Origin of the sequence: Pseudomonas sp. ADAK2 (assembly GCF_012935755.1) — a bacterium.
Classification (GTDB): Bacteria; Pseudomonadota; Gammaproteobacteria; order Pseudomonadales; family Pseudomonadaceae; genus Aquipseudomonas.
Genome location: NZ_CP052862.1, coordinates 4,277,654 through 4,302,249, shown reverse-complemented (window position 1 = coordinate 4,302,249; position 24,596 = coordinate 4,277,654). Strand labels below are relative to the sequence as shown.

22 protein-coding genes and 1 pseudogene are annotated in these 24,596 nt (G+C 62.3%); 15 read left to right on the top strand and 8 right to left on the bottom strand.

What is annotated here, in order from left to right:
- Positions 1–70: 70 nt before the first annotated feature.
- Genes HKK52_RS19780 through HKK52_RS19765 form a run of 4 tightly spaced genes read left to right on the top strand, consistent with a single transcriptional unit; the run spans position 71 to position 4,802 of the window.
- On the top strand, positions 71–853 hold the full coding sequence (locus HKK52_RS19780; protein ID WP_169372219.1) for an efflux RND transporter periplasmic adaptor subunit: 783 nt from the start codon (positions 71–73) through the stop codon (positions 851–853).
- A complete protein-coding gene (locus tag HKK52_RS19775; protein ID WP_169372218.1) occupies positions 850–2,169 on the top strand; it encodes an efflux RND transporter periplasmic adaptor subunit in 1,320 nt (439 codons plus the stop codon). Before HKK52_RS19780 ends, HKK52_RS19775 begins: the two co-directional genes overlap by 4 nt.
- On the top strand, positions 2,170–4,266 hold the full coding sequence (locus HKK52_RS19770; protein ID WP_169372217.1) for an HlyD family efflux transporter periplasmic adaptor subunit: 2,097 nt from the start codon (positions 2,170–2,172) through the stop codon (positions 4,264–4,266).
- Between the two features lie 17 nt (positions 4,267–4,283).
- The gene (locus HKK52_RS19765; protein WP_169372216.1) at positions 4,284–4,802 is read left to right on the top strand and encodes a GNAT family N-acetyltransferase; all 519 of its coding nucleotides are present in this window, start codon (positions 4,284–4,286) and stop codon (positions 4,800–4,802) included.
- Here HKK52_RS19765 and HKK52_RS19760 read toward each other — a convergent pair.
- Positions 4,795–5,106: a hypothetical protein gene (locus tag HKK52_RS19760; protein WP_169372215.1), complete on the bottom strand. Its 312-nt coding sequence runs from the start codon at positions 5,104–5,106 to the stop codon at positions 4,795–4,797. The genes HKK52_RS19765 and HKK52_RS19760 overlap by 8 nt on opposite strands.
- Before the next feature lie 53 nt (positions 5,107–5,159).
- Positions 5,160–5,783, bottom strand: coding sequence for a phage tail protein (locus tag HKK52_RS19755; RefSeq protein ID WP_169372214.1), 624 nt, complete (start codon positions 5,781–5,783; stop codon positions 5,160–5,162).
- Between the two features lie 195 nt (positions 5,784–5,978).
- Between HKK52_RS19755 and HKK52_RS19750 the strand changes: the two genes are divergently transcribed.
- From HKK52_RS19750 to HKK52_RS19720, 7 genes are all read left to right on the top strand, one after another.
- Positions 5,979–7,571 carry a glycosyltransferase family 39 protein gene (locus HKK52_RS19750; protein ID WP_169372213.1) on the top strand — a complete coding sequence of 531 codons (1,593 nt, stop codon included), beginning with the start codon at positions 5,979–5,981 and terminating at the stop codon, positions 7,569–7,571.
- Positions 7,572–7,746: 175 nt separating this feature from the next.
- On the top strand, positions 7,747–8,595 hold the full coding sequence (locus HKK52_RS19745; RefSeq protein WP_237150580.1) for a sulfotransferase family protein: 849 nt from the start codon (positions 7,747–7,749) through the stop codon (positions 8,593–8,595).
- Between the two features lie 48 nt (positions 8,596–8,643).
- On the top strand, positions 8,644–16,281 hold the full coding sequence (locus HKK52_RS19740; RefSeq protein WP_169372212.1) for an Ig-like domain-containing protein: 7,638 nt from the start codon (positions 8,644–8,646) through the stop codon (positions 16,279–16,281).
- A gap of 40 nt (positions 16,282–16,321) precedes the next feature.
- Entirely contained in the window at positions 16,322–17,839 is a 1,518-nt protein-coding gene (locus tag HKK52_RS19735) for a TolC family protein (protein WP_169372211.1), read from the top strand.
- Positions 17,823–18,428 (top strand): adenylyl-sulfate kinase, encoded by a 606-nt coding sequence (gene cysC, locus HKK52_RS19730; RefSeq protein ID WP_169372210.1) that lies wholly within the window; start codon positions 17,823–17,825, stop codon positions 18,426–18,428. The genes HKK52_RS19735 and cysC overlap by 17 nt, the downstream gene beginning before the upstream one ends.
- Positions 18,425–19,210, top strand: a complete 786-nt coding sequence (locus tag HKK52_RS19725) for an aspartyl/asparaginyl beta-hydroxylase domain-containing protein (RefSeq protein ID WP_169372209.1) — start codon at positions 18,425–18,427, stop codon at positions 19,208–19,210. The genes cysC and HKK52_RS19725 overlap by 4 nt, the downstream gene beginning before the upstream one ends.
- Positions 19,198–20,151, top strand: a complete 954-nt coding sequence (locus tag HKK52_RS19720; protein ID WP_169372208.1) for a sulfotransferase family protein — start codon at positions 19,198–19,200, stop codon at positions 20,149–20,151. Before HKK52_RS19725 ends, HKK52_RS19720 begins: the two co-directional genes overlap by 13 nt.
- Positions 20,152–20,199: 48 nt before the next feature.
- Here the strand turns inward: HKK52_RS19720 and HKK52_RS19715 are convergent, their stop codons facing one another.
- The 5 genes and pseudogenes from HKK52_RS19715 to HKK52_RS19695 all read right to left on the bottom strand — a co-directional run bounded on the left by HKK52_RS19715 (position 20,200) and on the right by HKK52_RS19695 (position 22,620).
- The gene (locus HKK52_RS19715; RefSeq protein WP_169372207.1) at positions 20,200–20,541 is read right to left on the bottom strand and encodes a DUF6124 family protein; all 342 of its coding nucleotides are present in this window, start codon (positions 20,539–20,541) and stop codon (positions 20,200–20,202) included.
- A gap of 90 nt (positions 20,542–20,631) precedes the next feature.
- Complete coding sequence (locus HKK52_RS19710; RefSeq protein WP_442962294.1) at positions 20,632–21,054, bottom strand: DUF6124 family protein; 423 nt, start codon at positions 21,052–21,054, stop codon at positions 20,632–20,634.
- Positions 21,055–21,063: 9 nt separating this feature from the next.
- Positions 21,064–21,288 (bottom strand): annotated as a pseudogene (locus HKK52_RS19705) (DUF6124 family protein); the annotation flags it as partial.
- 37 nt (positions 21,289–21,325) lie between these two features.
- A complete protein-coding gene (locus tag HKK52_RS19700) occupies positions 21,326–22,084 on the bottom strand; it encodes a slipin family protein (protein WP_169372206.1) in 759 nt (252 codons plus the stop codon).
- Positions 22,085–22,086: 2 nt separating this feature from the next.
- Positions 22,087–22,620: an NfeD family protein gene (locus HKK52_RS19695; RefSeq protein WP_169372205.1), complete on the bottom strand. Its 534-nt coding sequence runs from the start codon at positions 22,618–22,620 to the stop codon at positions 22,087–22,089.
- Between the two features lie 196 nt (positions 22,621–22,816).
- Between HKK52_RS19695 and HKK52_RS19690 the strand changes: the two genes are divergently transcribed.
- From HKK52_RS19690 to HKK52_RS19675, 4 genes are all read left to right on the top strand, one after another.
- Entirely contained in the window at positions 22,817–23,278 is a 462-nt protein-coding gene (locus HKK52_RS19690; protein ID WP_169372204.1) for an aminoacyl-tRNA deacylase, read from the top strand.
- Between the two features lie 118 nt (positions 23,279–23,396).
- Positions 23,397–23,642, top strand: a complete 246-nt coding sequence (locus tag HKK52_RS19685; protein ID WP_133840021.1) for a DUF2789 domain-containing protein — start codon at positions 23,397–23,399, stop codon at positions 23,640–23,642.
- 146 nt (positions 23,643–23,788) lie between these two features.
- On the top strand, positions 23,789–24,034 hold the full coding sequence (locus tag HKK52_RS19680) for a type II toxin-antitoxin system prevent-host-death family antitoxin (RefSeq protein WP_133840022.1): 246 nt from the start codon (positions 23,789–23,791) through the stop codon (positions 24,032–24,034).
- Complete coding sequence (locus HKK52_RS19675) at positions 24,024–24,305, top strand: type II toxin-antitoxin system RelE family toxin (RefSeq protein ID WP_169372203.1); 282 nt, start codon at positions 24,024–24,026, stop codon at positions 24,303–24,305. The genes HKK52_RS19680 and HKK52_RS19675 overlap by 11 nt, the downstream gene beginning before the upstream one ends.
- Here the strand turns inward: HKK52_RS19675 and HKK52_RS19670 are convergent.
- Positions 24,302–24,499, bottom strand: coding sequence for a hypothetical protein (locus HKK52_RS19670; protein WP_169372202.1), 198 nt, complete (start codon positions 24,497–24,499; stop codon positions 24,302–24,304). The two genes, HKK52_RS19675 and HKK52_RS19670, sit on opposite strands and share 4 nt — an antisense overlap.
- Positions 24,500–24,596 lie beyond the last annotated feature (97 nt).

The following is a 24,596-nucleotide window of genomic DNA, read 5'->3' as shown; positions in this document are numbered from 1 at the left end:
ATGCTGGCTATTCGCTTGACGCAACCCCCCGCTGTCGTAGACTCCGGTCATCCGTCAGGGAGTCACGGTTATGCCGCGTTTTGGAAGCTGGGTTATCGGATTGACCTTTGTAACGTGCGCAGTACAGGCGCAAACGCCTGCGCCAGATGATCCGTTGCTGGAAAACAACGCGGCCGGTGGCACCGCGCAGGCCAGCAGTGAAGCCCGCGGCGTTTTGCGGGCGCGGGATCAGGCGGTGCTGGCCAGCGAGTTGCCGGGGCGGATTGTCGAGTTGCCGTTCAGCGAGGGCGAGTCGTTCAAGAAGGGCGATACCCTGGCGAAGTTTGATTGCTCGGGTTTTCAGGCCCAGCTCAACGCGGCGCAAGCCGCCAGCCGTGGGGCCAGTGAAGAGCTGTCGCACAACAAGCAATTGGCCGCATTGAATTCGGTCGGGCGTTTTGAAGTGGCGCGGGCCGAGGCCAAGGTCAGCGAGACTCAGGCGCAATCCCAGGTTTATCAGGTGCAGGTCAAACGCTGCAGTGTGCTCGCACCGTTCGATGGCCAGGTCGTCGAGCGCAAGGTCCAGCGTTATGAAAGCGTGGCGGCCGGCGCGCCGTTGCTGGATGTGGTCGATAACCGCACCCTGGAAATCCATCTACTGATTCCGTCGCGCTGGATGGGCAAGCTCAAGCCCGGCCAGACCTTCAGTTTTGTCCCCGATGAAACCGGCCAGCCGCTGGATGCCACGGTCAAGCGCCTGGGCGCGCGGATCGATGAAGGCAGCCAGACCTTGTTGCTGGTGGCGACGCTGCCCAACGCTAACGGCTTGTTGGCCGGCATGAGTGGAACGGCGCGCTTCGCGGAGCTCAAGTGAACGCGCCGCTGACCGGCGGCGCCGAGCAGGTATTCGCCCGCTTTCTCGACCTCGAACGCCTGACCCGCGCCGCGCGCACCCCGGCGCAACTGGCCTACAGCCTGGTCAACGACGGCCAGGCACTGTTCGGTTTTCGCCATGCGGCGCTGTTGATTGCCGGCAAGGTGCAGGCCGTGACCGGCGTCAGTGCGGTGGACCCGAATGCGCCGTTCGTGGCGTTCGTCGAGCAAGCAGTGGCGCAGCTCTTCAAACGCGAAATCCTGAAACAGGCGCGGGTGATCCCGCACGATGGCCTCAGCGAATCGATCCAGGCCGACTGGCAAAGCCTTAGCGCCGCCCAGGTGTTCTGGCTGCCGCTGATCGATCATCAGGGCGAAGTCTTTGGCGGTTTGTGGCTGGCCCGGGACAATCCCTGGAATCCCTCCGAACAAGTTTTGCTCTCGCAACTCGGCGACACCTACAGCCATGCCTGGCTCGCGCTGCAACCGCGCAAACCGTGGCGGTTGCGCTGGACCCGTAAACGTCAGGTAGCGCTGGTGGCGGTGGCGCTGCTGGCCCTGTTGATCCCGGTGCGCCAATCGGTGCTGGCGCCGGCCGAAGTGGTGCCGTTGGGCGGTCGTGTTGTCGCCGCGCCGCTGGACGGGGTGATTTCAGAGTTCCTGGTCAAGCCCAATCAAACGGTGAAAACCGGCGACCTGCTGCTGCGCTTCGAAAACACCACGCTCAAGGCTCAGGCCGATGTGTCCCAGCGCGCCCTGGGCGTGGCCGAAGCCGAGCTCAAGGCCAATTCCCAACGCTCCTTCGCCGACGCCGAATCCAGTTCGAAAATTGACCTGCTGGCGGCGCGGGTCGAACAGAAACGCGCCGAGCGGGACTACGCCCGCGAGCTGCTTAAACGCAGCGAAGTGCGCGCCGAGCGCGATGGCATTGCCGTGTTTGCCGACGCCGAACGCTGGACCGGCAAACCGGTGCAGACCGGCGAACGGTTGATGGAAATCGCCGACCCGAACCAGGCCGAGTTGCGCATCGAATTGGCGGTGGGCGATGCGATTGCCCTGGAGCCGGGGGCAGAGGTTTCGCTGTTTCTCGACAGCGATCCCTTGCAACGGCATCTGGCCAAACTCGAACGCTCAGCCTACGAAGCGCAGCCCACGGCGGGCGGACAACTGGCTTATCGATTGGACGCAAACTTCGATGCGGCTCCGCCACGTATCGGCCTGCGCGGCACCGCGAAAATTTTCGGCGACCGTGCGCCGCTGGCGCTGTACCTGTTGCGTCGACCACTGGCCGGGTTGCGTCAAAGCGTGGGCCTGTAGATGAACCTGCCGAGCCTGCGGGCAGACTTGCAACTGCAAGCGGCGGCGCCGGCCCTCGACGGCTCGCCGCGCTGGACCCTGGCCGACCCGGTGCGCGGTCGTTATTTCAAACTCGGCGCGGCGGCGATGCGCCTGTTGCGTCATTGGTCCCTGGGCGATCCCGACAAGGTGTTGCAAGCGGCGAACCGCGAGCCGGGCCTGCCGTTGGATGGCACTGAGCTTGAGCAACTGCTGAATTTCCTCCGTGGCCACGACCTGATCACCGCCCTCGATCCGCAACAGCGCGCCAGCTACAGCCTGAAAGCCGCCTCCCAGCGCCAGACGCTGTGGCAGGTCCTGTTGCACCAATACCTGTTTTTCCGCATTCCGCTGTGGCGCCCGGACGCGTTTCTCAATCGCGCCTGGCCGTGGCTGGAGCGCTTCGGCCCGAATGCTTTGCGCTTCGGCTTGCCGGCCACCCTGATGCTGGGGGTGTTCCTGGTGTCCCGGGACTGGCAGCGATTTATCGCGACCTTCCCGCATTTGTTCAGCCTTGGCGGCGCACTGTCGTTCGGTGTGGCGCTGTTCTTTGCCAAGCTCTGTCACGAATTCGGCCACGCCTTCATGGCCAAGCGTGCCGGTTGCCGGGTGCAGAGCATGGGCGTGGCATTCATGGTGATGCTGCCGATGTTCTACACCGATGTCAGCGACGCCTGGCGGGTCAATGATCGGCGCGCCCGGTTGCTGATCGGCGCCGGGGGCGTGATGGCGGAATTGCTGCTGGCCAGCGTCGCGTTGCTGGCCTGGTCGTTCCTGCCCGACGGGCCCGGACGCACAGCGGCGTTCATGCTCGCCAGCGCGACCTGGATCACCACGCTGGTGATTAACCTCAACCCGTTCATGCGCTTCGATGGTTACTTTTTGCTCAGTGACTTCTGGGAAGTCGACAACCTCCAGGGTCCAGCCTTTGCCCTGTGCCGCTGGCGTTTGCGCGAAGCCCTGTTCGGTTATGGCGCGCCGGCGCCGGAGCCTTGGTCGCCGTCGATGCAACGCCGTTTGTTGATCTGGGGCTACGGTTCGTGGCTGTGGCGCGCGGTGCTGTTTTTCGGGATTGCGCTGGCGGTGTATCACCTGTTCTTCAAGCTGTTGGGCATCTTCCTGATGTTCGTCGAACTGGTGTGGTTCATCTTCCTGCCGATCGTGCGTGAATGGCGCGAGTGGTGGACCCGCCGCGATCAGGCCCACGCCCCGCGGGTGTTGCTGAGCACGCTGGGGTTGGTCGCGATTGTTCTGCTGTTGGCGGTGCCGTGGCGCAGTGCGGTGGAGTTGCCGTCGATGCTCGAGGCCGGTCGCGTCAGCACGTTGCATGCGCCGGTGGCGTCGCGGGTCAAGCAGGTGAACGTGCGCGATGGTCAGCTGGTGGCCCAGGGCGAGGTGTTGATTGAACTGGAATCCCCTGACCTCGACTCACGCCAGGCCATCGTCCGCCGGGAAATCCAGATCCAGCAATTGCAGATGCGCCGGCAGGCCAGCCGCAGTGAAACCGTGGCCGACGCTGGCATCGTCGAGCAGCGTCTGGCCGAAGCCGTGGCCGAGTATCGCGGACTGGCCGCGCAGCGCGAGCGTTTGCTGATTCGGGCCCCCCAGGCCGGCAAGGTGCGTGACCTGCTGCCGCAATTGAATGCCGGGCGCTGGTTGTCGCCCAAGGAGCCGCTGGCCAGGGTGGTCGAGGAGGGCGCGCGTTTGCGTGGTTATCTGGCCGAGGCCGAATTGTGGCGGGTCGCGCCCGGGGCTCAGGGGCGGTTTATCGCCGAGGACCCGATGCACCCGGCCGTCGCCGTGCAACTGAGCGAAATCGACACCAACGGTGCCGGGTTCATTGAGCAGGAAGCGCTGACGTCCGACCATCACGGGCCGATTGCGGTGCGCCGCGACCAGAGCCAGCGCCCGGAGCCGATTCAGGCGCAATACGCGGTACGCCTCAGGCCGCTCGACGCTATCGCCACCCCGACGCAACCGTTGCGCGGTGTGGTGGTGGTGCAAGGTCGCAGTGAGTCATTGTTGGGAACGGCCTGGCACCGGATGGCGGCGTTGGGTGTGAGGGAGAGTGGTTTTTAGCCCAGGGAGACTTCGCAATGCTGAACAGCAATTCCAATGACGTGGGTGATCTGGTGGTGCGCCCGTCCTGTGCCACTGACGGACCGTTTTTGCACAGCCTTTACCATGCAGCTCGCCCCGATCTGCAATGGATCGATGGCGAGCAAGAGCTGGTGGAACAGGTGATCGCCCAGCAATTCAAAGTGCAAGAGCAGGGCACCGGCGAGTCCTACCCCGACGCCATGCACTTCGTGGTGGAAAAACTCGGCACGCCAATTGGCGCGTTGACCGCCGATTTCGGCACCAATGAAATCCGCGTTTTGTACTTGGCGTTTATCCCCGCCGCGCGCGGTAAAGGCTATGGCCGCACGGTGCTGCAAGGGGTGCAGAAAGCCGCCGAACAGGTGCGCTGCCCGGTGGCGACGGTGGTCTGGGCCAACAATCCCCATGCACGTAGGCACTATCTGGCGTTGGGGTTTCAGGTCGAGGAAAGCAACGTGGCGGCCGAGCGGCTGGTCTGGTATCCCGGCCAGCCGCAGTCGGCGCTGGTCAGTTGACGGTGATATCGAAGTAGATGTGGCTGGCGTCGCGCCCCAGCTCCGGGGTGCGCGAGACGACGATGCCTTCAATCCGGCCCAGTTCAGGCAGCTCGATCGCGCAGGGGCCGTCGATGAAAGTCGTCTGGACCGGGCTGCTCAGCTCAACACCAAACGGCATGCGACCGCTGGCAGACATACGCGCATTGGGCTTATCCACCACCGACACGATCACCACCGGTATTTCGCTGCCATCGCTCAGGTAGAGCGGCTTGGAGGTGCCGAGCAACTGGCGGAAGTGGTCGCCGGTAATCCGATCAAGCATGGTCCTGCTCCCTGGAAAATGAAGGGTCGGGGCCATCGGCCCCGACACCGAGGTCAATTGCGTGAAGGGAAAAGCCCCTGAAGCGCGACACAGAAGTTCAGCACCAGCACCGGATTGACGATGCCCAGCGGTGTACCGCTGCCGATGGTTTGCGCGGTGGCGGTGACGTTGACGGTGCCGCCGACGGTGCTGTCGACACCCTTGAGTGCAATGGGGTTGGCGCCGAGTGCTGTCGAGAAGATCCCGGCAGAGTTCGGCCCCGTCGCCACGGAGGCACCGATGTAGGCATTGTCATTCGACGGCGCGGTGGTCGGGGTGCTGGCGACACTGGCCAGGTTGACCGTGGTCGAGGCGGTCAGGGCCGAGGTCGCGGTCGCGGTGATGACTGGCGCGTGGGGCGGCAGGTTGCCCACCAGCAGGCTGGTGTTTTCTGTGCCGATGACTTCACCGATCACTCGGTTCGTCAGGTTGACGCCTTGGCCCTGGTGCATCGGCAAGCGTCCGCACAGGTTGGGCAGCATGAAGGTTTGCTGCCCGTTACCGCCATAGATCACACCCAGTAAGGCGAACAAGGCGTTGTACTGGTTGACCGGCAGCGTCTGCCCGTTGGCTTGCATCCAACCGCTGGGAGCATAGGGGAAGCCGAAGGGAAGAATGGTTCCGAGAAACACGTCCATAGTTATTTCATCCATGTGGTTTTTGGAGGAGACCGTACTGGCTCGACGCTACTGTCCGGGCCACTCCTCAGCGTAGACGCAGATGCAAATGTCGCTGGATTGCGTTCTCACCGCGTTGGGGGCAGCATCGAGCGAACTCCCGGGCGTGCTCCAGGCTCCAAGAGTGATCAGCTTTTTTCGACCAGCGGGGAATTCATGAAGTACCGCAGGGAAACAGAAATTGCCGGCCGCCCTGACGGACATGCCGGTCGTACGCGAGCCTCGGCGTTTTCCCCTCTGCCGCAATGGCTGGTCGATTACGGCTTCTGGCTGATTCTGGTGCTGGCCGCGCTGGTGCGTTTCTACGACCTCACTGCTGCCGCCATTTGGGGCGACGAAGGCTCAAGCCTGTTGATGAGCCAATACTCGTTGGGCGATATCTGGTTTCACGCGGCCCATGACGTGCACCCACCGCTGTATTTCATGCTGTTGCACGGCTGGATCGAGCTGTTCGGCGACGGCATTTTTTCTATCCGCAGCTTGAGCGCGTTGCCCGGCATTGCCACGGTAGCGCTGGGGTTTTGGCTGGTGCGGCTGGTGGCCAATCCCCGTGCCGCGCTGCTCGCCGGTTTGCTGCTGGCGCTGCTGCCCACGGCGGTGCGCTACAGCCAGGAAGTGCGGATGTATTCGTGGCTCGGGCTGTGGTTGCTCGGCGCGACCGTTGCGTTGGTGTATTGGGTCAAGCAACCCCGGCATACGCGGCCTCTGGTGATCTATGCGCTGCTGATGACGGCGGGGTTCTACACCCATTACTTCACGGCGCTGTGCGTGATTGTGCATTGGGCCTATTTGCTGGTCTTGCGCCTGCACCCTACTCATCCGATGAAACACATCACGCGGCCGGCCTGGTGGCTGGCCAACGTCGCGATTGTGGCGCTGTTCATGCCCTGGTTGCCCGGCCTGATCGATCTGCTGCAGCACATGGATGAGCTCAAAGCCAATGGCGACGTGGGTTGGGAAACTGCCGTTACTCTCAGCTCGCTGCCGACGATGGTCTGGGATTACCTGATTCAGGACGATGGCGATAACTTGCCAGGGTTGATGTTCGCCGCCCTGCCGCTGCTATTGCTGGCGGTGATTGTGCTGACGGTCATGCGTGATCGCAGCCTCTACCGCTGGAGTGCCTTGCTCGCGATTTACACCGTGGTCCCGCTGCTGCTGGTGTTCGGCGTGTCGTTTATTTCGCCGGTGTTTATCGAGCGCTACCTGACCGCCTATGCATTGGGTCTGCCACTGATCATGGGGCTGGCCATCGACCGCCTGCTGGACGGTTTTCGCGTGTTGGCGCTGGCGTTGCTGGTGCTGTTGCTCGGCACCGAACTGGTGGGCGTGAAGACCAATGCCACGGTGGATGTGGATGACCAGACCAGCGTGATGGTCGAGTTCGTCAACCAGCATTACGTCGCGGGCGATCGCATCGTCATCAGCGACATGCTCTGGTACTTGAGCTATGTCTATTACAACCGCACCGACGCCGCGCCGTTGCTCTACACCCCACCCCTGGCCAATGGCAGCTCCAGCCGCCCGAATGCCTACGGGTTTGGCACCCTGATCGATGACCACGCGGAAAAAATCTACCTCGACCGCCTTACTGAACTACCTTCAGGTACGGGGCGTGTGTGGTTGATCAGCAGCACCGACCAACCCGACGAATTCGCCCCGCTGCCCTCAGGCTGGCAACAAATCAGTGAAAAGGCCGCCGGCAGTAACCGTGCGCGGTTGTTTTTGATGGCCGCCGGCAAGCGCTGAGCCGGACATTCTCTTTCTGGACTGATAATTACAAAAAACGGGTTTAACGCTTCAGCAGGTCTGGCCCGATCCTTTCAAAGGATACGTAGCTTTTTAACTTCGAATTGATATCAAAACACCACTAGTCGTTGCGTGATGCAAAGGATTACGATCGTCCTACAAAAGGAATTTGACGATGGTGAAGGGATTGCAACAGTTCCACTTTATCTCCGGTTTGCCGCGCTCAGGGTCCACCCTGCTGTCGGCCATTCTTTTGCAGAACCCGCGCTTTCATGCGGGGATGAGCAGCCCGGTCGGTACGCTGTTCACCAGCGTCCTGGAACAATGCAGCGCCGGCAGCGAATTCGGTGCAGTGATCGACACCCCGTTACGCCGTCGCCTGTTGCGCGGCCTGTTCGACTCCTTCTATGCCGAGCAGGCTGATAAACCCGTCATCTTCGATACCAATCGCCAGTGGTGCGCACGACTGCCGGCATTGCAGGACCTGTTTCCCCAAGCCAAGACCATCGCCTGTGTGCGCAACGTCGCCTGGGTGATGGACAGCCTCGAACGTTTGTACCGCGCCGACCCGTTCGAGAACACCAAACTGTTCAACGACGAAGTGGAGCGCAACACCGTCTACAGCCGTTGTGAAACCCTGGCCCAGCGCAATCGCCTGGTGGGTTTTGCCTGGACGGCGCTCAAGGAAGCCTATTACGGCGAAAACGCCGACTCATTGCTGATTGTCGATTACGACCTGCTCAGCCAGGCGCCGGAACGGGTACTGCGCCTGGTCTACGAATTCATCGGTGAGCCGTGGTTCGAGCATGATTTCGACAACCTCGTCTACGACGCGCCGGAGTTTGACCAGGCCCTGGGTGTCTCGGGGTTGCATCGGGTCAAACCCAAGGTCGCCTTGCAGTCCCGGCGAACGATCCTGCCGCCGGACCTGTTCGACAAATATGCCGAGCTGTCCTTTTGGCACGATGGATCATCCAGCGCCGCCAATGTCATTCGTATGAAATCAGACGCCGCGATCAATTGATCGCGGCTTTTTATTGGCTGTCATAAAAGTTCGATTTCGGTGAGCAGCATGTGGTGGAACAACGGCAAATCGCAAAAGGCCCAGGGCGCTCGCGTACTGGCATCGCCGATGATCATGTCCCTGGAACCGCGCATGCTGTTCGACGGCGCCGTCGCGGCCACGGTGGCCGATGCGGCCCAGCCCGAGAGTCACCCCACGGCTGAAGCGGCCAAGGCTCCCGCTGCCGATCACCCGGTTGCGAGCAAAGACACCCATGGCCAGGCGGACAACACCTCCGCCGCGACTCCCGCACCTGCGGCAACGCCCACTGCCGTACCTGGCCAAAGCGTGGTGTTCGTCGATTCGCGCATCAAGGACACCGACAGCCTGCTCAACGGCGTGGCCCCCGGCACCGAAGTGGTGACGCTGGACGCCAGCAAGGACGGCTTGCAGCAGATCGCCGCTTACCTCGACACCCACCAGGGCGTGAGTTCGGTGCAGATCATCGCCCACGGCAATGCCGGCGACCTGTGGCTGGGCAACGGCTACCTGTCGGCCGACAACGTCGCCGCCCGTAGCGATGTGCTGGCGCAGATCGGCAAGGACATGAACGTCGGTGGCGACATCCTGATCTACGCCTGTAATACCGGTGCCGGGGAACGCGGCGTGAGTTTTGTCGATTCCCTGGCGCAACTCACCGGGCGCGATATCGCCGCCTCTACCAACCGCACGGGCGTGGGCGGCGACTGGAACCTGGAAATCGCCACCGGCAGTATCGAAAGCCGCAGCGTGCTGTCGTCCGAGTCCATGGCCGGTTACCAGTACAGCCTGGCGACCCTCACCGTGCTCAATAACAGCGACAGCGGCGTGGGCTCTTTGCGTACCGCCCTAAACACTGCCGTGGCCGGTGACACCGTCACCTTCAATACCAGCATGATTATTGGGTTGAACTCGCAACTGACCCTCACCAAGAACGTCACCATTGACGGTGACCTGAATAACGACGGCATTGCCGACGTCACCCTGAACGGCCAGTACAAAACCCGGGTGATACAGGTTAACTCCGGCATCACGGCGACCTTCGATGGCTTGGTCATCAAGCAAGGCATGGTGGCCGGCGTGGGCGCGGCGGCGGGCACCGACGGCGCCGGGGCCATGGGCGGCGGTATTCTCAACTCCGGCAACCTGACCCTCAGAAACGTCACCGTGACCGATAACGCGGCCTCGGGCGGCGGCGGTGGCGGTGGTGTCACGGCGCCTTACGTCGGCGGTGCGGTCGGCGGTGGCGGTGGTGGTGGCGGTGCGCTGGGTGGTCAAATCGGCGGTCATGGCGGCACCGCCAGTTTCGGCACTGGCGTGTATGCCGGTACGGCCGGTGGGGCGGGCAGTGGCGGGAATGGCGGCACCTACAACGTCAATTACATGGGTGGCAAAGGTGGGACCACCGTCGGCGGCGCCGGCGGCATCGGCTCGTCCAACTACAGTAACGGCGGCGCTGGCGGCACGGCGACCAACGGCACGGTGTCCATCGGCGGCGGTGGCGGTGGCTCCGGTTGGGACCATCCCGGCCGGGCCGGCTCTTCGGCATCTGGCGGTATTTACAACGCATCCACCGGCACCCTGACAGTGGTCGGTACGTCCGTCATCTCCAACAACGTCGCGGCCGGTGGCGGCGGTGGTGGTGGCGGTGGCCTGGGCGGTTCCACCGACCCCGGTGGCGCGGCCGGCAAAGGCGTGGGCGCGATCTGGAACAAAGGCACGCTGTTGATGACGGCGGCCAACTTCGGCGCCATGGCCGGCAATGCCGGCGGCAGCGGCGCGGGTGGCCAGGCATCGGGCGGCGGCGGCACCGGCAGCTCTCCAGCCGCGGTGAGCAACATCTTTAACGACGGCGGTACGCTCAATACCAACTACGCGCCAGACGTGACCCCGCCCACCGTGTCCAGCATCGTGGTCGGCACCACCAACCTGAACTCCGGCGGCACCTCGCTGGTGACCATCACCTTCAGTGAGGCCGTAAACAACTTCACCAACGCCGACCTGACCGTGGCCAACGGCACACTGTCGGCCGTGAGCAGCAGCGACGGCGGCATCACCTGGACCGCGACCCTGACGGCGGCGGGCAATATCAACGCGCCGACCAACGCCATCACCCTCGACACCACCGGGGTGCAGGATTTGGCCGGCAACGTCGGCACCGGTTCCGGCACCTCCAACAACTACGTGATCCACGACACCGTGGCGCCGACGGCGAGCATCGTGGTCGCGGACAACGCGCTCAATAGCAGCGAAACCTCGCTGGTGACCATCACCTTCAGTGAAGCCGTGACCGGTTTCACCAACGCCGACCTGACCATCGCCAACGGCACGCTGACCGCGGTGAGCAGTAGCGACGGCGGCATCACCTGGACGGCAACCTTTACGCCGACCGCCGGCCTGACCGACAGCACCAACCTCATCACCCTGGACAAGACCGGCGTGCAGGATCTGTCCGGCAACGCCGGCACCGGCACCACCAATTCCAACAACTACGCAATCGACACCCAGCGCCCGACGGCGACCATCGTGGTCGCGGACACCGCGATGAAAATCGGCGACACCTCGTTGGTGACCATCACCTTCAGCGAAGCGGTGAGCGGTTTCACCAACGCCGACCTGACCCTCGTCAACGGCACCATGACGGCGGTAAGCAGCGCCGACGGCGGCATTACCTGGACGGGTACGTTCACGCCGACCACCAGTATTACCGACACGACCAACGTCATTACGCTGGACAACACCGGGGTCAGCGACCTGGCGGGCAACGCCGGCACCGGCACCACCAATTCCAACAACTACGCAATCGACACCCAGCGTCCGACCGCGACCATCGTGGTCGCCGACACCAACCTGAGTGCCGGTGAAACCTCGCTGGTGACCGTTACCTTCAGTGAAGCCGTGAGTGGTTTCACCAACGCCGACCTGTCCATCGCCAACGGTACGCTCACCGCGGTGAGCAGCAGCGACGGCGGCATCACCTGGACCGCGACCTTCACCCCGACCGCCAGCGTCAGCGATACGACCAATGTCATCACCCTGGCCAACACCGGCGTAGCCGACCTGCAAGGTAACGCCGGCAGCGGCACCACCAACTCGGGCAACTACATCGTCGACACCGTGCGCCCGACCGCCACCATTGTGTTGGCCGACACCGCGCTGAAAATTGGCGATACGTCGCTGGTAACCATCACCTTCAGCCAGGCCGTGAGCGGTTTCACCAACGCCGACCTGACCATCGCCAACGGCACACTGACCGCCGTGAGCAGCAGTGACGGCGGGATTACCTGGACTGCTACGTTCACGCCGACCACCAGCATCACCGACGCGACCAACGTCATTACTCTGGATAACACAGGCGTACAGGCCGCCAGCTCCGGCAACGTCGGCACGGGCGTCACCAACTCCGGCAATTACACCATCGACACCGTGCGCCCGACCGCGAGCATCGTGTTGGCCGACACCGCGCTGAAAATCGGCGACACCTCATTGGTGACCATCACCTTCAGCGAAGCCGTGAGTGGTTTCACCAACGCCGACCTGACGATTGCCAACGGCACATTGACGGCGGTGAGCAGCGCCGATGGCGGCATTACCTGGACCGCGACGTTCACGCCGACCGCCAGCATCACCGACGCGACCAACGTCATCACCCTGGACAACACCGGGATCAGCGACACGGCGGGCAACGCGGGCAGCGGCACAACCGATTCCGGCAACTACGCCATCGACACCCAGCGTCCGACGGCGACCATCGTCCTCGCCGACCCGGCCCTGAGTGTCGGTGAAACCTCGCTGGTCACCATCACCTTCAGCGAAGCGGTCAGCGGTTTCACCAACGCCGACCTGGCGATTGCCAACGGCACACTGACCGCCGTCAGCAGCAGCGATGGCGGCATTACCTGGACCGCGACCTTCACCCCGACCGCTGGCGTCAAAGACACGACCAACGTCATCACCCTGGCCAACACCGGCCTCGCCGACCTGGCCGGCAACGCCGGCACGGGCACCACCAACTCCGGTAACTACACCGTCGACACCGTGGCGCCGACCGCGACCATCGTGGTCGCCGACAACGCGCTGAACATCGGTGAAACCTCGCTGGTGACCATCACCTTCTCCGAAGCGGTGACCGGTTTCACCAATGCCGACCTGACGATTGCCAACGGCACGCTCGGCGCAGTGAGCAGCAGTGACGGCGGCATCACCTGGACGGCGACCTTCACCCCGACCAGCGCCATCACCGATGCGAGCAACCTGATCACCCTGGACAACACCGGCGTACAAGCCGCTGTCTCCGGCAACGTCGGTGTCGGCAGCACCGATTCGAACAACTACGCCATCGACACCGTGCGCCCAACCGCGACCATCGTCGTTGCCGACCCGACCCTGGCCCTCGGCCAAACCTCGGTGGTGACCATCACCTTCAACGAAGCGGTGACCGGCCTGACCCTCGCCGACTTCACGGTCGAAAACGGCAGCCTGAGCGGCTTGACCACCAGCGACAACATCACCTACACCGCGACTTTCACGCCGAGCGCCAGCGTCAACGACGCGACCAACATCATCACGCTGAACAACACCGGGATCGTAGACGTGGCCGGCAACGTCGGCAGCGGCACCACCGACTCCAACAACTACGTGATCGACAGCTTGCGCCCGACTGCCACCATCGTCGTCGCTGACCCAACCCTGAGCGCGGGTGAAACCTCGTTGGTGACCATCACCTTCAGCGAGGCGGTCAGCGGGTTCGACAACAGCGACTTGAGCGTCCCCAACGGTACGTTGAGCGCGGTGAGCAGCAGCGACGGCGGCATCACCTGGACCGCGACTTTAACGCCGACGGTCGGCGTGCGCGATACCACCAACCTGCTCAGCCTGAACAACGGCGGCGTAGCCGACCTTGCCGGCAACGCGGGCATCGGCATCACCAATTCGGCCAACTTCACCATCGACACCGTGCTGCCGACCGCCACCATCGTGGTCGCCGACAGCGCGCTTAACATCGGCGAAACCTCGCTGGTGACCATCACCTTCAGCGAAGCGGTGACCGGTTTCAGCAACGCCGACCTGACGATTGCCAACGGCACACTGACCGCAGTGAGCAGCAGCGACGGCGGGATTACCTGGACCGCGACGTTCACGCCGACCAACGCCATCACCGACACCAGCAACCTGATCACCCTCGACAACAGCGGTGTGCAAAACGCTTCGGGTAACGCCGGCAGTGGCACCACCGATTCGAACAACTACGCCATCGACACCGTGCGGCCAACCGCGACCATCGTCGTGACCGACTCGGCCCTGGGCGTCGGCCAGACCACCCAGGTGACCATCACTTTCAGCGAGGCGGTGAGCGGTTTCACCAACGCCGACCTGACCGTCGCCAACGGTACGCTGACCGCAGTGAGCAGCGCCGATGGCGGCATTACCTGGACCGCAACGTTCACGCCGACCACCAGCATCACCGACGCGACCAACGTCATCACCCTGGACAACACCGGTGTACAGGATCTGGCGGGCAACGCCGGCAGCGGCACCACCGATTCCAACAACTATGTGATCGACAGCCAGCGCCCGACCGCGACCATCGTCATGGCCGACACCGAGCTGCGGCCGGGGGAAACCTCGCTGGTGACCATCACCTTCAGCGAGGCTGTGAGCGGTTTCGACAACAGTGATTTGAGCGTCGCCAACGGCACCTTGAGCAACGTCAGCAGCAGTGACGGCGGCATCACCTGGACCGCGACCTTCACCCCGACTGTGGGTGTGACCGACGCGACCAACCTGATCACCCTGAACAATGCCGGTATCAGCGACATCGCCGGCAACGCCGGGACGGGGGTGACCAATTCGGGCAACTACGCGGTCGATACTGAAGTGCCGACGGCGACCATCGTGATCGCCGACACCGCCCTCAAGGCCGGTGAAACGTCCGGGGTGACCATCACTTTCAGCGAAGCGGTCAGCGGTTTCACCAACGCCGACCTGACCATCGCCAACGGCACCTTGAGCAATGTGTCGTCGAGCGACGGCGGCGTCACCTGGACCGCGACGTTCACGCCAACCGGCAACGTGACGGACACCAGCAACCTGATCAGCCTCGACAACACGGGCGTGACCAATGCGTCGGGCAACAGCGGCGTGGGCGTGACCGATTCCAATAACTACGCCATCGACACCGCGCGGCCGACCGCGACCATCGTCGTTGCGGATAACCGTTTGGGCATCGGCGAAACCACCACGGTGACCATCACCTTCACCGAGGCGGTTTCCGGATTCGACCTGTCGGACCTCAGCGTCGCCAATGGCACCTTGTCCAACCTGCTCAGCAGCGACGGCGGCAAGACCTGGACGGCGACCCTGACGCCAACCGCCAACATCAACGATGCCACCAACCTGATCCTGCTCGACAGCAGCAACGTGGTGGACGCCGCCGGCAATGCCGGCGCCGGGATCGCGATCTCCAACAACTACGCGCTCGATGCCACGCGGCCGACGGCGACCATCGTGGTCGCCAACCCGAACCTGGGCATGGGCCAGACCACGTCGGTGACGATTACCTTCAGCGAAGCGGTGAACGATTTCGACCTGTCGGACCTCAGCGTCACCAACGGCGAACTGGCCAACCTGGCCAGCAGCGACGGCGGCAAGACCTGGACCGCGACCTTCACCCCGACCGCCAGCATCACCGACCCGAGCAACTTCATTGCCCTGGACACCAGCAACGTCAGCGACCTGGCCGGCAACAACGGCGCCAGCGTGGCGGTGTCCAACAACTACGTGATTGACGGCGAGCGGCCGACCGCCACGGTGGTGGTGGCCAACCCGAACCTGGGCGTGGGCCAGACCTCGCTGGTGACCTTCACCTTCAACGAAGCAGTGAGTGGTTTCGACCTGTCGGACATCAGCGTGGCCAACGGCATCTTGTCCAACCTGGCGAGCAGCGACGGCGGCAAAACCTGGACCGCGATGCTGACCCCGACCGGCAACGTCAGCAACGCCAATAACGCGATCAGCCTGAACATCGCCGGCGTCACTGACGGCTCGGGCAATGCCGGCAGCGGCACCAGCCAATCGAACGGCTATGCGATCAACACCGTGTCGGTGCCGTCGTCACCGGTCGTGGTGGTGCCGCCGGATCCGGAGTTCCGTACCTCGCAACCGGTGGTCGTCATCGATCAACCGAACCTGCCGCTGCAACCGGTCATCTTCGCCGCGCCCACCGGCAATCTTGGCTCGCCGCTGACCTTTGCCCCGTTGTTCGAAGACCGGGTGATCGGCGACGGCATCCGGCCGCTGGGCGACATCTTCATCAATCGCGGGGCGCTGTCGCCGAGTTTTATCGCTCAAGTGTTCAGTAGCAGTGACAGCGCGGGCGACGGTTCGGGCCACGGTTTCCTCGGGTTTGGCGGCGGCGATGGCGGGGTGTTCGGCACCAGTACATTGTCCAGCTTGTTCCATCAGGACGGCGGCGCCGAGCGCGACTCGCTGAACTCCTTTGGCAATCATTCGATCCGGGCCGGGGATGTTTCCCAAGGGCTGCGCGGGGTGTTTGGCGCGCCGTCGCTGGTCCAGCAACTGCAAGAACTCAAAGACACCGAGCAACGGCAGGTCAACCGCCTGGCCGCCGCTTTGCAACAGGTCGGCATCAGCGAAATGCAGGCTTGAAAACACACAAATCTGTGCGTCACCCAGGGGCAATCCAAGGATGAAAAGAAGTCATAAGTTGTTCGGAGCCAGCCTTCTGGCATTGGCGATCAGCGGATGTGCAGTCAAGAGTGAGCCGATTGAACGCAGCGTCAGTGAGCAACGCGCCAAAAGCGACATGCAGAACATGTTCACCGGTCAGGAGCCCCTCAGCGGTCCGTTGACTCTGCACCAGGCCATGGCCCGTGCGGTGAAATACAACCTCGAAGGCCGGCTCAAGATCATGGAAGAGGCCCTGGCCAAGCGCCAACTCGACCTGGCCAGTTTCGACATGCTGCCGCGCATGGCCCTCGATGCGGGTTACGTCGGGCGTAGCAACGTCGGCGCCTCCAGCAGCCAGAGCGTGCTGACCGGCACCCAGTCTCTGGAACCGTCGACCTCCCAGGACCGCGACCGTCGCGTCGCCGACCTGACCATGGTCTGGAACGTCCTCGACTTTGGCGTCAGCTACATCAGCGCCAAGCAGCAGGGCGACCAGCGTCTGATCGTGCAGGAACGCCGGCGCAAGGTGATCAACACCATCGTCCAGGACGTGCGCTCGGCTTATTGGCGCGCGGTGGCCGCCGAACGTTTGCTGACGCAGATCGACAGCCTGATGGCGCGGGTCGATACGGCGCGCAAAAACAGCCAGAGCATGAGCGATCAACGCATCGGCGATCCGGTGGTTGCGTTGGGTTATCAGCGCTCGCTGATTGAAGCGACGCGTCAGTTGCAAGAGCAGCGCCGCGCGTTGTCCCTGGCCAAGACCGAACTGTCGACCCTGATCAACCTGCCGATGGGCACCGACCTGAAACTGGCGACCCCGGATGACTACGCGATACCGCAATTGAAAGTCGGCATGGCCAGCCTCGAACACGAAGCCCTGGCCAGCCGTCCGGAGCTACGCGAGCAGGATTATCAGACGCGCATCAGCACCGCCGAAACCCGCAAAGCCATGTTGCGGCTGTTGCCGGGGCTGGAATTTTCGGCCGGCGGGCATTACGACAGCAACTCGTTTTTGGTCAACGACAAGTGGGCCGACTACGGCGTGAAGCTGACCTGGAACCTGTTCAACGTGATCTCCGCTCCGGCCGCAATCAACGTGGCCAAGGCCGGCGAAGAAGTGGCCAAGGCGCGGCGTCAGGCGATGTCCATTGCCGTGCTGGCGCAGCTTTACGTGGCCAACGCCAACTACCAGGAAGCGCTGCATCAGTTCCAGACCAACCAGGAACTGTCGAGCATCGACGGGCAGATTCTCGGCCAGTTGCGTAACCGCCATCAGGCCGCGGGCCTCGGTGAACTGGACCTGATCCAGGGTGAACTCAACACCTTGCAGGCGGATTTGCGTCGGGACCTGTCTTACGCCGATCTGCGTAACGCCTACGGCCAGATCTTCGCCAGCGCCGGGCTCGACCCGATGCCGGATGAAGTGCAATCCACCGAAGTCCAATCCATCGCCACCGCGTTGGCCAACCGTGAAGCGGCGTGGGCGTCGGGCAACATTGCGCTGCCGGTGGCTGCACATGACCCGGCCCAGTAATTTGCTGGCGCCGACCGCCAGCATCAGCCGTGCACAACGCGAGGCCCGCAACGGCCATCGTGGCACGGCGATTTTGCTCACCGGCCTGCCAGCGGCGGGCAAGTCGACCCTGGCCCAGGCGCTGCACGCCGAGTTGTTCGAACGCGGGGTGCAGAGCGTGGTGCTCGATGGCGACGGGCTGCGGGTCGGACTCAATCGCGATTTGGGCTTTGCCGACAGTGATCGTCAGGAAAACATTCGCCGTGCCAGTGAACTCGCGGCGTTGTTGGTCGAGAACGGGCAGATCGTGATCCTGGCGATGATTGCGCCGCTGGTGGAGCTGCGGCAGATGTTTGCCCAGCGCCTGGGCGAGGATTACCACGAAGTCTGGTGCAGCGCCTCCCTGGCGGTGTGCGAGCAGCGCGACCCGAAAGGTCATTACGCCCGCGCCCGTCGCGGTGAGCTGGCGGGTTTTACCGGCGTCTCCGCGCCTTACGAAACACCGCCCTCCGCGTCGCTGGTGCTCGACACCGGCGTGCAGTCGGTCGAGGCCTGTCTCGACCGCTTGCTGACCTGGCTCGGCGAATGCGCGGTGCTGCCAAAACGATGAGCCGAGCCGCGTTCTCGCGCTTGCCGATAACGGTGGATTTGCCGTTGCTGTTGCAGGCGTTGGCGGCGATTGGCGAGGACGAGTGGCACGGCCATTTCAACAGCGCTTACTACGCCGGCGAGTGGAGCGGCGTGGCGCTGATTTCGGCGGCGGATGCGTTGACTGAACTGTCGCCGGGCCTGGGTGAACCGCAGTTGCGGGCGCCGTGGTTGCGCGATGGCCGATGGCAGCAAGCCTTGCGCGATTTGCCGTTGGAAATCGTCTCGGCGCGCCTGTTGCGGCTCGGGCCGGGCGGAAAAATCCATGAACATCGCGACTTTGACTTGGGCGAGCCGGACGCTGACTTGCGTCTGCACATTCCGCTTTTAAGCCCGCCTCAGGTGGATTTCCTGCTCGATGGTCAGCGCATGCCGATGGAGGCGGGGGAATGCTGGTTTCTCGATTTGTCGCGACCCCATCGCGTGGACAATCGCGACCGTTCGGCGCGGGTGCATTTGGTCCTCGATTGCCGTCCTGGTGTGTGGCTGGAGCAAACGATTATCGATGGGTTGCCGACGACGCCTTCACCTGATGTCGGGGAGGGTGCTTTGCAGCAATTTCAGCGGTTAGTGGCGGGGGATGCCGGGCTTTCGAAAGCGTTGCAGGGCTTGGCGGACACTGAGGTTTTTATCGCTCGTACTTTAGAACTGGCGGCTGAGCGAGGCCTGGTGGTTTCCCGGGAGGAACTGCGGGCGGCGATGCGCAGCGGCCGCCGTCAATGGAATGAACAATGGAACGCCTGAACCTGGAAGGCTGGTTGCCGATTCGGATCTGGCAGCAGGCCGGGGAGTGGCAGGTGGATTGGTGCTGGTTTGGTGATACGCCGTTGCATCAGCCGTTTTTTCGCGAGGCGGTGGACGATGCGTTGCGGCTGCCGTTTAACCAGGCGTTTCGGCGGCAAACGCCGTTGGCTGTGCTTGGCGACTGGCAGGCCGAGAGTCCGGGGTTGGCGCCGAGTGCGTTTATCTTTCACGCTTCGCGGTGCGGCTCGACGTTGATCAGTCAGATGCTGGCCCGGCTCGATAATCACATCGTTATCAGCGAACCGCCGCCGTTGGATGCCTTGCTGCGCGGTGATTTGCCGGCGGCTTTGCGGCGGGTTGCGATTGAAGGTTTGTTGTCTGCGTATGGCCAACGTCGGTGCGGTTCGGAGCAACGGTTGGTGATCAAACTCGATGCCTGGAACATTGCTGAATTGCCGCTGCTGCGCGAGTGTTTTCCTGAAACGCCGTGGCTGTTTTTGTACCGCGATCCACTGGAAATTGCCGTTTCCCATATGCGCCGCCCGGGCATGCACATGGTGCCGGGGATGATTGGCGTTAGTGGGCTGGATGACGAATTGCCCTTTGATAGTCGCGAAGATTACATCGCGCGGCGGTTGGAGCGGTTGCTGTCGATGGGGTTGGCGCATTGCCGTGAACTGGGTGGGTTGGCGGTCAATTACCGCGAATTGCCGGGGGCTATGGCGGGGCGGTTGGCTGGGTTTTTTCGGTTGGATGACGTGCAGCGTGAGCAGGTGTTTGCGGCGGTGGGGCGGCATGCGAAACAGCCGTCGGAGGTGTTTGTCGGGGACAGTGACAGCAAGCGGCGCGAGGCTTCGGCGTTGTTGATTGAGCGGGTAGAGCGTTGGGCGCGGGGGCCATACCAGGCACTGGAAGAATTACTCGTCGCAGCAGGCCTATAGCCCACTGATCGTTTCCACGCGGAGGGTGGGAACGATCAGGTGTAACGGCTAAACCTTGGCTTCGGCCTTCGCCTCGTGGTGATCCAGCAATCGTTCCACCAACAGATGCACGCCATCGGTCAGTCGGCTGATCGCCAGGGCTACAGAGCGGCGTGTGCCATCCACTTCGTCTGCCAGGCCAGCCGCGATGGCGCTGATGGACAGCAAGTCTTCGGAAGCATTGGCCAGCAGGGCTTCGGGGTCGTCGATGTCCGGGGCGACGGCGAAGAGCTGGTATTTACGGCGTTTGGCTGGTTTTGCATCAGCCGGGGGGAAGTAATGGGCGAAGGCGCGGTCGGCGGCTTCTTTCATTTTTTGATCGTTCCCACGCTCTGCGTGGGAATGCCTCAAGGGACGCTCCGCGTTCCAGCTCTCGAATGGGACGCTGAGCGTCCCGGGCTGCATTCCCACGCGGAGCGTGGGAACGATCAGGTGTTACGGCTAAACCTTGGCTTCGGCCTTCGCCTCGTGGTGATCCAGCAATCGTTCCACCAACAGATGCACGCCATCGGTCAGTCGGCTGATCGCCAGGGCTACAGAGCGGCGTGTGCCATCCACTTCGTCTGCCAGGCCAGCCGCGATGGCGCTGATGGACAGCAAGTCTTCGGAAGCATTGGCCAGCAGGGCTTCGGGGTCGTCGATGTCCGGGGCGACGGCGAAGAGCTGGTATTTACGGCGTTTGGCTGGTTTTGCATCAGCCGGGGGGAAGTAATGGGCGAAGACGCGGTCGGCGGCTTCTTTCATTTTTTGATCGTTCCCACGCTCTGCGTGGGAATGCCTCAAGGGACGCTCCGCGTTCCAGCTCTCGAATGGGACGCTGAGCGTCCCGGGCTGCATTCCCACGCGGAGCGTGGGAACGATCAGGTGTTACGGCTAAACCTTGGCTTCGGCCTTCGCCTCGTGGTGATCCAGCAATCGTTCCACCAACAGATGCACGCCATCGGTCAGTCGGCTGATCGCCAGGGCTACAGAGCGGCGTGTGCCATCCACTTCGTCCGCCAGGCCGGCCGCGATGGCGCTGATGGACAGCAAGTCTTCGGAAGCATTGGCCAGCAGGGCTTCGGGGTCGTCGATGTCCGGGGCGACGGCGAAGAGCTGGAAATCTCCGAAGGGATTGCCGGATTTTGATCTTTCCTCAAGGTTTCGAAGACAAATCCGCCATCCCCTTCAACAACTCAATCGGCAACGGAAAGACAATCGTCGAACTCTTGTCCCCGGCAATCGAACTCAACGTCTGCATATACCGCAACTGCATCGCCCCCGGTTGCCGCCCCAGCATTTCTGCGGCTTGCATCAGTTTCTCCGACGCCTGCAATTCACCCTCCGCGTGAATCACCTTGGCGCGCCGTTCCCGCTCGGCTTCGGCCTGTTTGGCGATGGCGCGGATCATCGATTCATTGAGGTCCACGTGCTTGATTTCGACGTTGGCAACCTTGATGCCCCACGCGTCGGTCTGGGCGTCGAGCACTTGCTGGATATCGACGTTCAACCGTTCGCGCTCGGCCAATAACTCATCGAGCTCATGCTTACCCAGCACCGCGCGCAACGTGGTCTGGGCCAATTGGCTGGTGGCCATGAGGAAGTCTTCAACCTGGATAATCGCCTTCTGCGGATCAAGCACACGAAAATACAGCACGGCGTTGACCTTCACCGAGACGTTATCCCGGGTGATCACGTCCTGGGGCGGTACGTCGAGAACGATGGTCCGCAAATCCACACGAACCATTTGCTGCACCGCCGGAATCAGCAGGATCAAACCGGGCCCCTTGACCTGCCAAAAGCGCCCGAGCTGGAACACCACCCCGCGCTCGTATTCGCGCAGGATGCGGAAGGTCGACCCCGCCAGTACGATCGCCAACAGCAGTAGCGCGGCAAAACCCAGTTGCAGGCCCATGGTTATTCTCCACCCGGCGCCGCGTCAGCCGCGGCCACTTCCAGCAGTAATCCCTTGCGCGCCACCACCCGGACCCGTTGTCCGGGTTGCAGCGGTGTGGCGCTCTGTACTTGCCACTTTTCGCCTTGCAGGTGCACCCAACCGTTGAAGGCACTGCCGGCCTGCAACGTCATAACCGGCGTCACGCTGCCAACGAGTCCGGCATCGCCACTGACGTTTTCACGCGGTCGGGTTTTCAGGGCATGGATCACCAGGAAAACCAGCAACAGGGCGCTGACCAGTCCCAGGCCGATTATCAACGGCACCGGCACGTCGGTGTTGGTCAGAATCACCGCGCCGGCGACAAACATCACCAAACCGCCGAGGCCGATCACGCCGTAATTGGGCAACGTGGCCTCGGCCACCAGAAACGCGATGCCAAACACGATCAGCCACAGGCCGAGAGGGTCGGGCACAAACAGCACAACGGCGTCCGCCGCGAAAACCGATCCGCTCAGCGCCAATAACAGCGCAACCGCACAACAACGAATGTTCACGTGACCCTCCGGGAGAGTCGGGGTGTTCTGTATACAGTCTAGCTGAGCCCCGAATTGTACGAATTTTGACCAGTTGTTGACGCTGCTCCGGCCAGCAGATTTCCCGCGCGCTGGCGCCAGCGGGCCTAGACTTTCAAGGGTGAAAAGCGGTTTAACCATCGTCCGCGAAACGTTGTTGCGGACACCGAGGTGCATCATGCGTATGGCAAGAACGGTGCAGGACAGCCTGGACAAGGCTCACTGCGAATTCGACATCGTCACCCACCCGCACTCGGCCAGCAGCCTGGAAACGGCTCGCGTGGCGAATATTCCTGCCGAACGGGTGGCCAAATCGGTGATCCTCGACGACCACCACGGCCATTACCTGATGGCCGTGCTCCCCGCCAGCCGTCACCTGGACCTGAGCAAAGTACGCGGCAGCGGCGAATGGCAAATCACCCGGGAAAGCACCCTGGCGCACCTGTTCAACGACTGCGAACGCGGCGCGGTGCCGGCGCTGGGCGAGTCCTATGGCCTGGACATGGTCATCGACCCGTTGCTGACCCGGCAGAAAGACATCTACCTGGAGGCCGGTAACCACAACAACTTGCTGCACATGAGCATGCCGGAATTCCTGAAAATGGTGCCGCATGCGGAGGTTTGCGAGTTGAGTCGTTAGGTTTACGGTGTCAGTGATATCGCCTTCGCGGGCAAGCCTCGCTCCTACAGGGGACTGCGTTCTCCTGTAGGAGCGAGGCTTGCCCGCGAACAATTTCCAACCACCCAGGAGCCCCAACATGGAATCCCCAACCCACAGCCTGCCGTCCCTGTTCAAACAACTCGGCCTGGATAACGATCCGGTCAGCATCGACCAATTCATCGCCACCCATTCACCACTCAAACCGGAACTGCACTTGGCAGACGCGTTTTTCTGGACCGAAAGCCAAGCTGCCTTTTTGCGGGACGAGATTCTGGATGATGCGGATTGGGCGGAGGTGGTGGATCAGTTGGATGTGTTGATGAGAAAGGGGCGGGGGGTGTAAAAAAATCTGGGAGAAAAGGGCGAAATGAAAAAAAAATCTGGTGAGTGGTAAAAAAATCTGAGGCTAAGGCCGTGCAGTAAGTTTTTTCTGAGTTGCTCAGCGGCGATCAATAGACCAGAATAACGACCTTAATTGAGGTCTTAATTATGCAAAATGTTCTGGCCGACATTGCTGTCAGCGTGTCTGAGTTAAAGAAAAATCCATCAGCGGTACTGAACGGCGCCCATGGTGGGCCTGTGGCAGTGCTGAATCACAATCGCGTCATGGGTTATATGGTTCCGGCCGATGTTTTCGAATCCATGATGGAACGCCTCGATGATCTTGAGTTGGCGGAAATTGTTCGCTCACGTAGGCATGAAACACCGATCCCGGTAAATCTGGATGACCTATAAGCTTGAGTTCCTGCCGTCCGCACGCAAGGAGTGGGACAAACTGGGTCATACGCTGCGCGAACAATTCAAAAAGAAACTGGCAGAGCGACTCGAACTCCCGCGAGTGCCGTCGGATTCGCTACACGGCATGCCTGACTGCTACAAAATCAAGTTGAGGTCGGCGGGGTACAGATTGGTGTACGAGGTTATTGATGAGCGTGTGGTGGTTTCCGTGGTGGCAGTTGGCAAGCGTGAGCGCAGCGCTGTCTACGACCGAGCAAAACAGCGCTAACTAGCCTGACCTGCTGACTTTGCCGCTTGCGCCCGTCTCGCGGCAAATTCACTTTCGATCTCTTCATTGCTGAAGCATTCGCCCTTCAGCGATAACCTTGCCTTGTCTACTTTCCTTTGCAGGAAACTGAGGTAGTGCTTTGAAACTGCGGGATCCAAGGTGTTATCGAGTTTTGATGCAGAGATTTTAGTCATTGATTCAGCCTCGGTCGGGACGTAGGGCGTTATGCGGTTCCGAATGCTACGGCGATTCATGCCTGGACCATGCGTGATGCCCTTCCACGAATTTGTT

Coding starts and splice junctions, on each gene's coding strand:
- HKK52_RS19770 (WP_169372217.1), top strand. CDS start 2,170: ATGAACCTGCCGAGCCTGCGGGCAGACTTGCAACTGCAAGCGGCGGCG.
- HKK52_RS19735 (WP_169372211.1), top strand. CDS start 16,322: ATGAAAAGAAGTCATAAGTTGTTCGGAGCCAGCCTTCTGGCATTGGCG.
- HKK52_RS19760 (WP_169372215.1), bottom strand. CDS start 5,106: ATGCTTGATCGGATTACCGGCGACCACTTCCGCCAGTTGCTCGGCACC.
- HKK52_RS19690 (WP_169372204.1), top strand. CDS start 22,817: ATGCGTATGGCAAGAACGGTGCAGGACAGCCTGGACAAGGCTCACTGC.
- HKK52_RS19725 (WP_169372209.1), top strand. CDS start 18,425: ATGAGCCGAGCCGCGTTCTCGCGCTTGCCGATAACGGTGGATTTGCCG.
- HKK52_RS19685 (WP_133840021.1), top strand. CDS start 23,397: ATGGAATCCCCAACCCACAGCCTGCCGTCCCTGTTCAAACAACTCGGC.
- HKK52_RS19745 (WP_237150580.1), top strand. CDS start 7,747: ATGGTGAAGGGATTGCAACAGTTCCACTTTATCTCCGGTTTGCCGCGC.
- HKK52_RS19700 (WP_169372206.1), bottom strand. CDS start 22,084: ATGGGCCTGCAACTGGGTTTTGCCGCGCTACTGCTGTTGGCGATCGTA.
- HKK52_RS19780 (WP_169372219.1), top strand. CDS start 71: ATGCCGCGTTTTGGAAGCTGGGTTATCGGATTGACCTTTGTAACGTGC.
- HKK52_RS19765 (WP_169372216.1), top strand. CDS start 4,284: ATGCTGAACAGCAATTCCAATGACGTGGGTGATCTGGTGGTGCGCCCG.
- HKK52_RS19680 (WP_133840022.1), top strand. CDS start 23,789: ATGCAAAATGTTCTGGCCGACATTGCTGTCAGCGTGTCTGAGTTAAAG.
- HKK52_RS19740 (WP_169372212.1), top strand. CDS start 8,644: ATGTGGTGGAACAACGGCAAATCGCAAAAGGCCCAGGGCGCTCGCGTA.
- HKK52_RS19670 (WP_169372202.1), bottom strand. CDS start 24,499: ATGACTAAAATCTCTGCATCAAAACTCGATAACACCTTGGATCCCGCA.
- HKK52_RS19750 (WP_169372213.1), top strand. CDS start 5,979: ATGAAGTACCGCAGGGAAACAGAAATTGCCGGCCGCCCTGACGGACAT.
- HKK52_RS19755 (WP_169372214.1), bottom strand. CDS start 5,783: ATGGACGTGTTTCTCGGAACCATTCTTCCCTTCGGCTTCCCCTATGCT.
- cysC (WP_169372210.1), top strand. CDS start 17,823: ATGACCCGGCCCAGTAATTTGCTGGCGCCGACCGCCAGCATCAGCCGT.
- HKK52_RS19675 (WP_169372203.1), top strand. CDS start 24,024: ATGACCTATAAGCTTGAGTTCCTGCCGTCCGCACGCAAGGAGTGGGAC.
- HKK52_RS19720 (WP_169372208.1), top strand. CDS start 19,198: ATGGAACGCCTGAACCTGGAAGGCTGGTTGCCGATTCGGATCTGGCAG.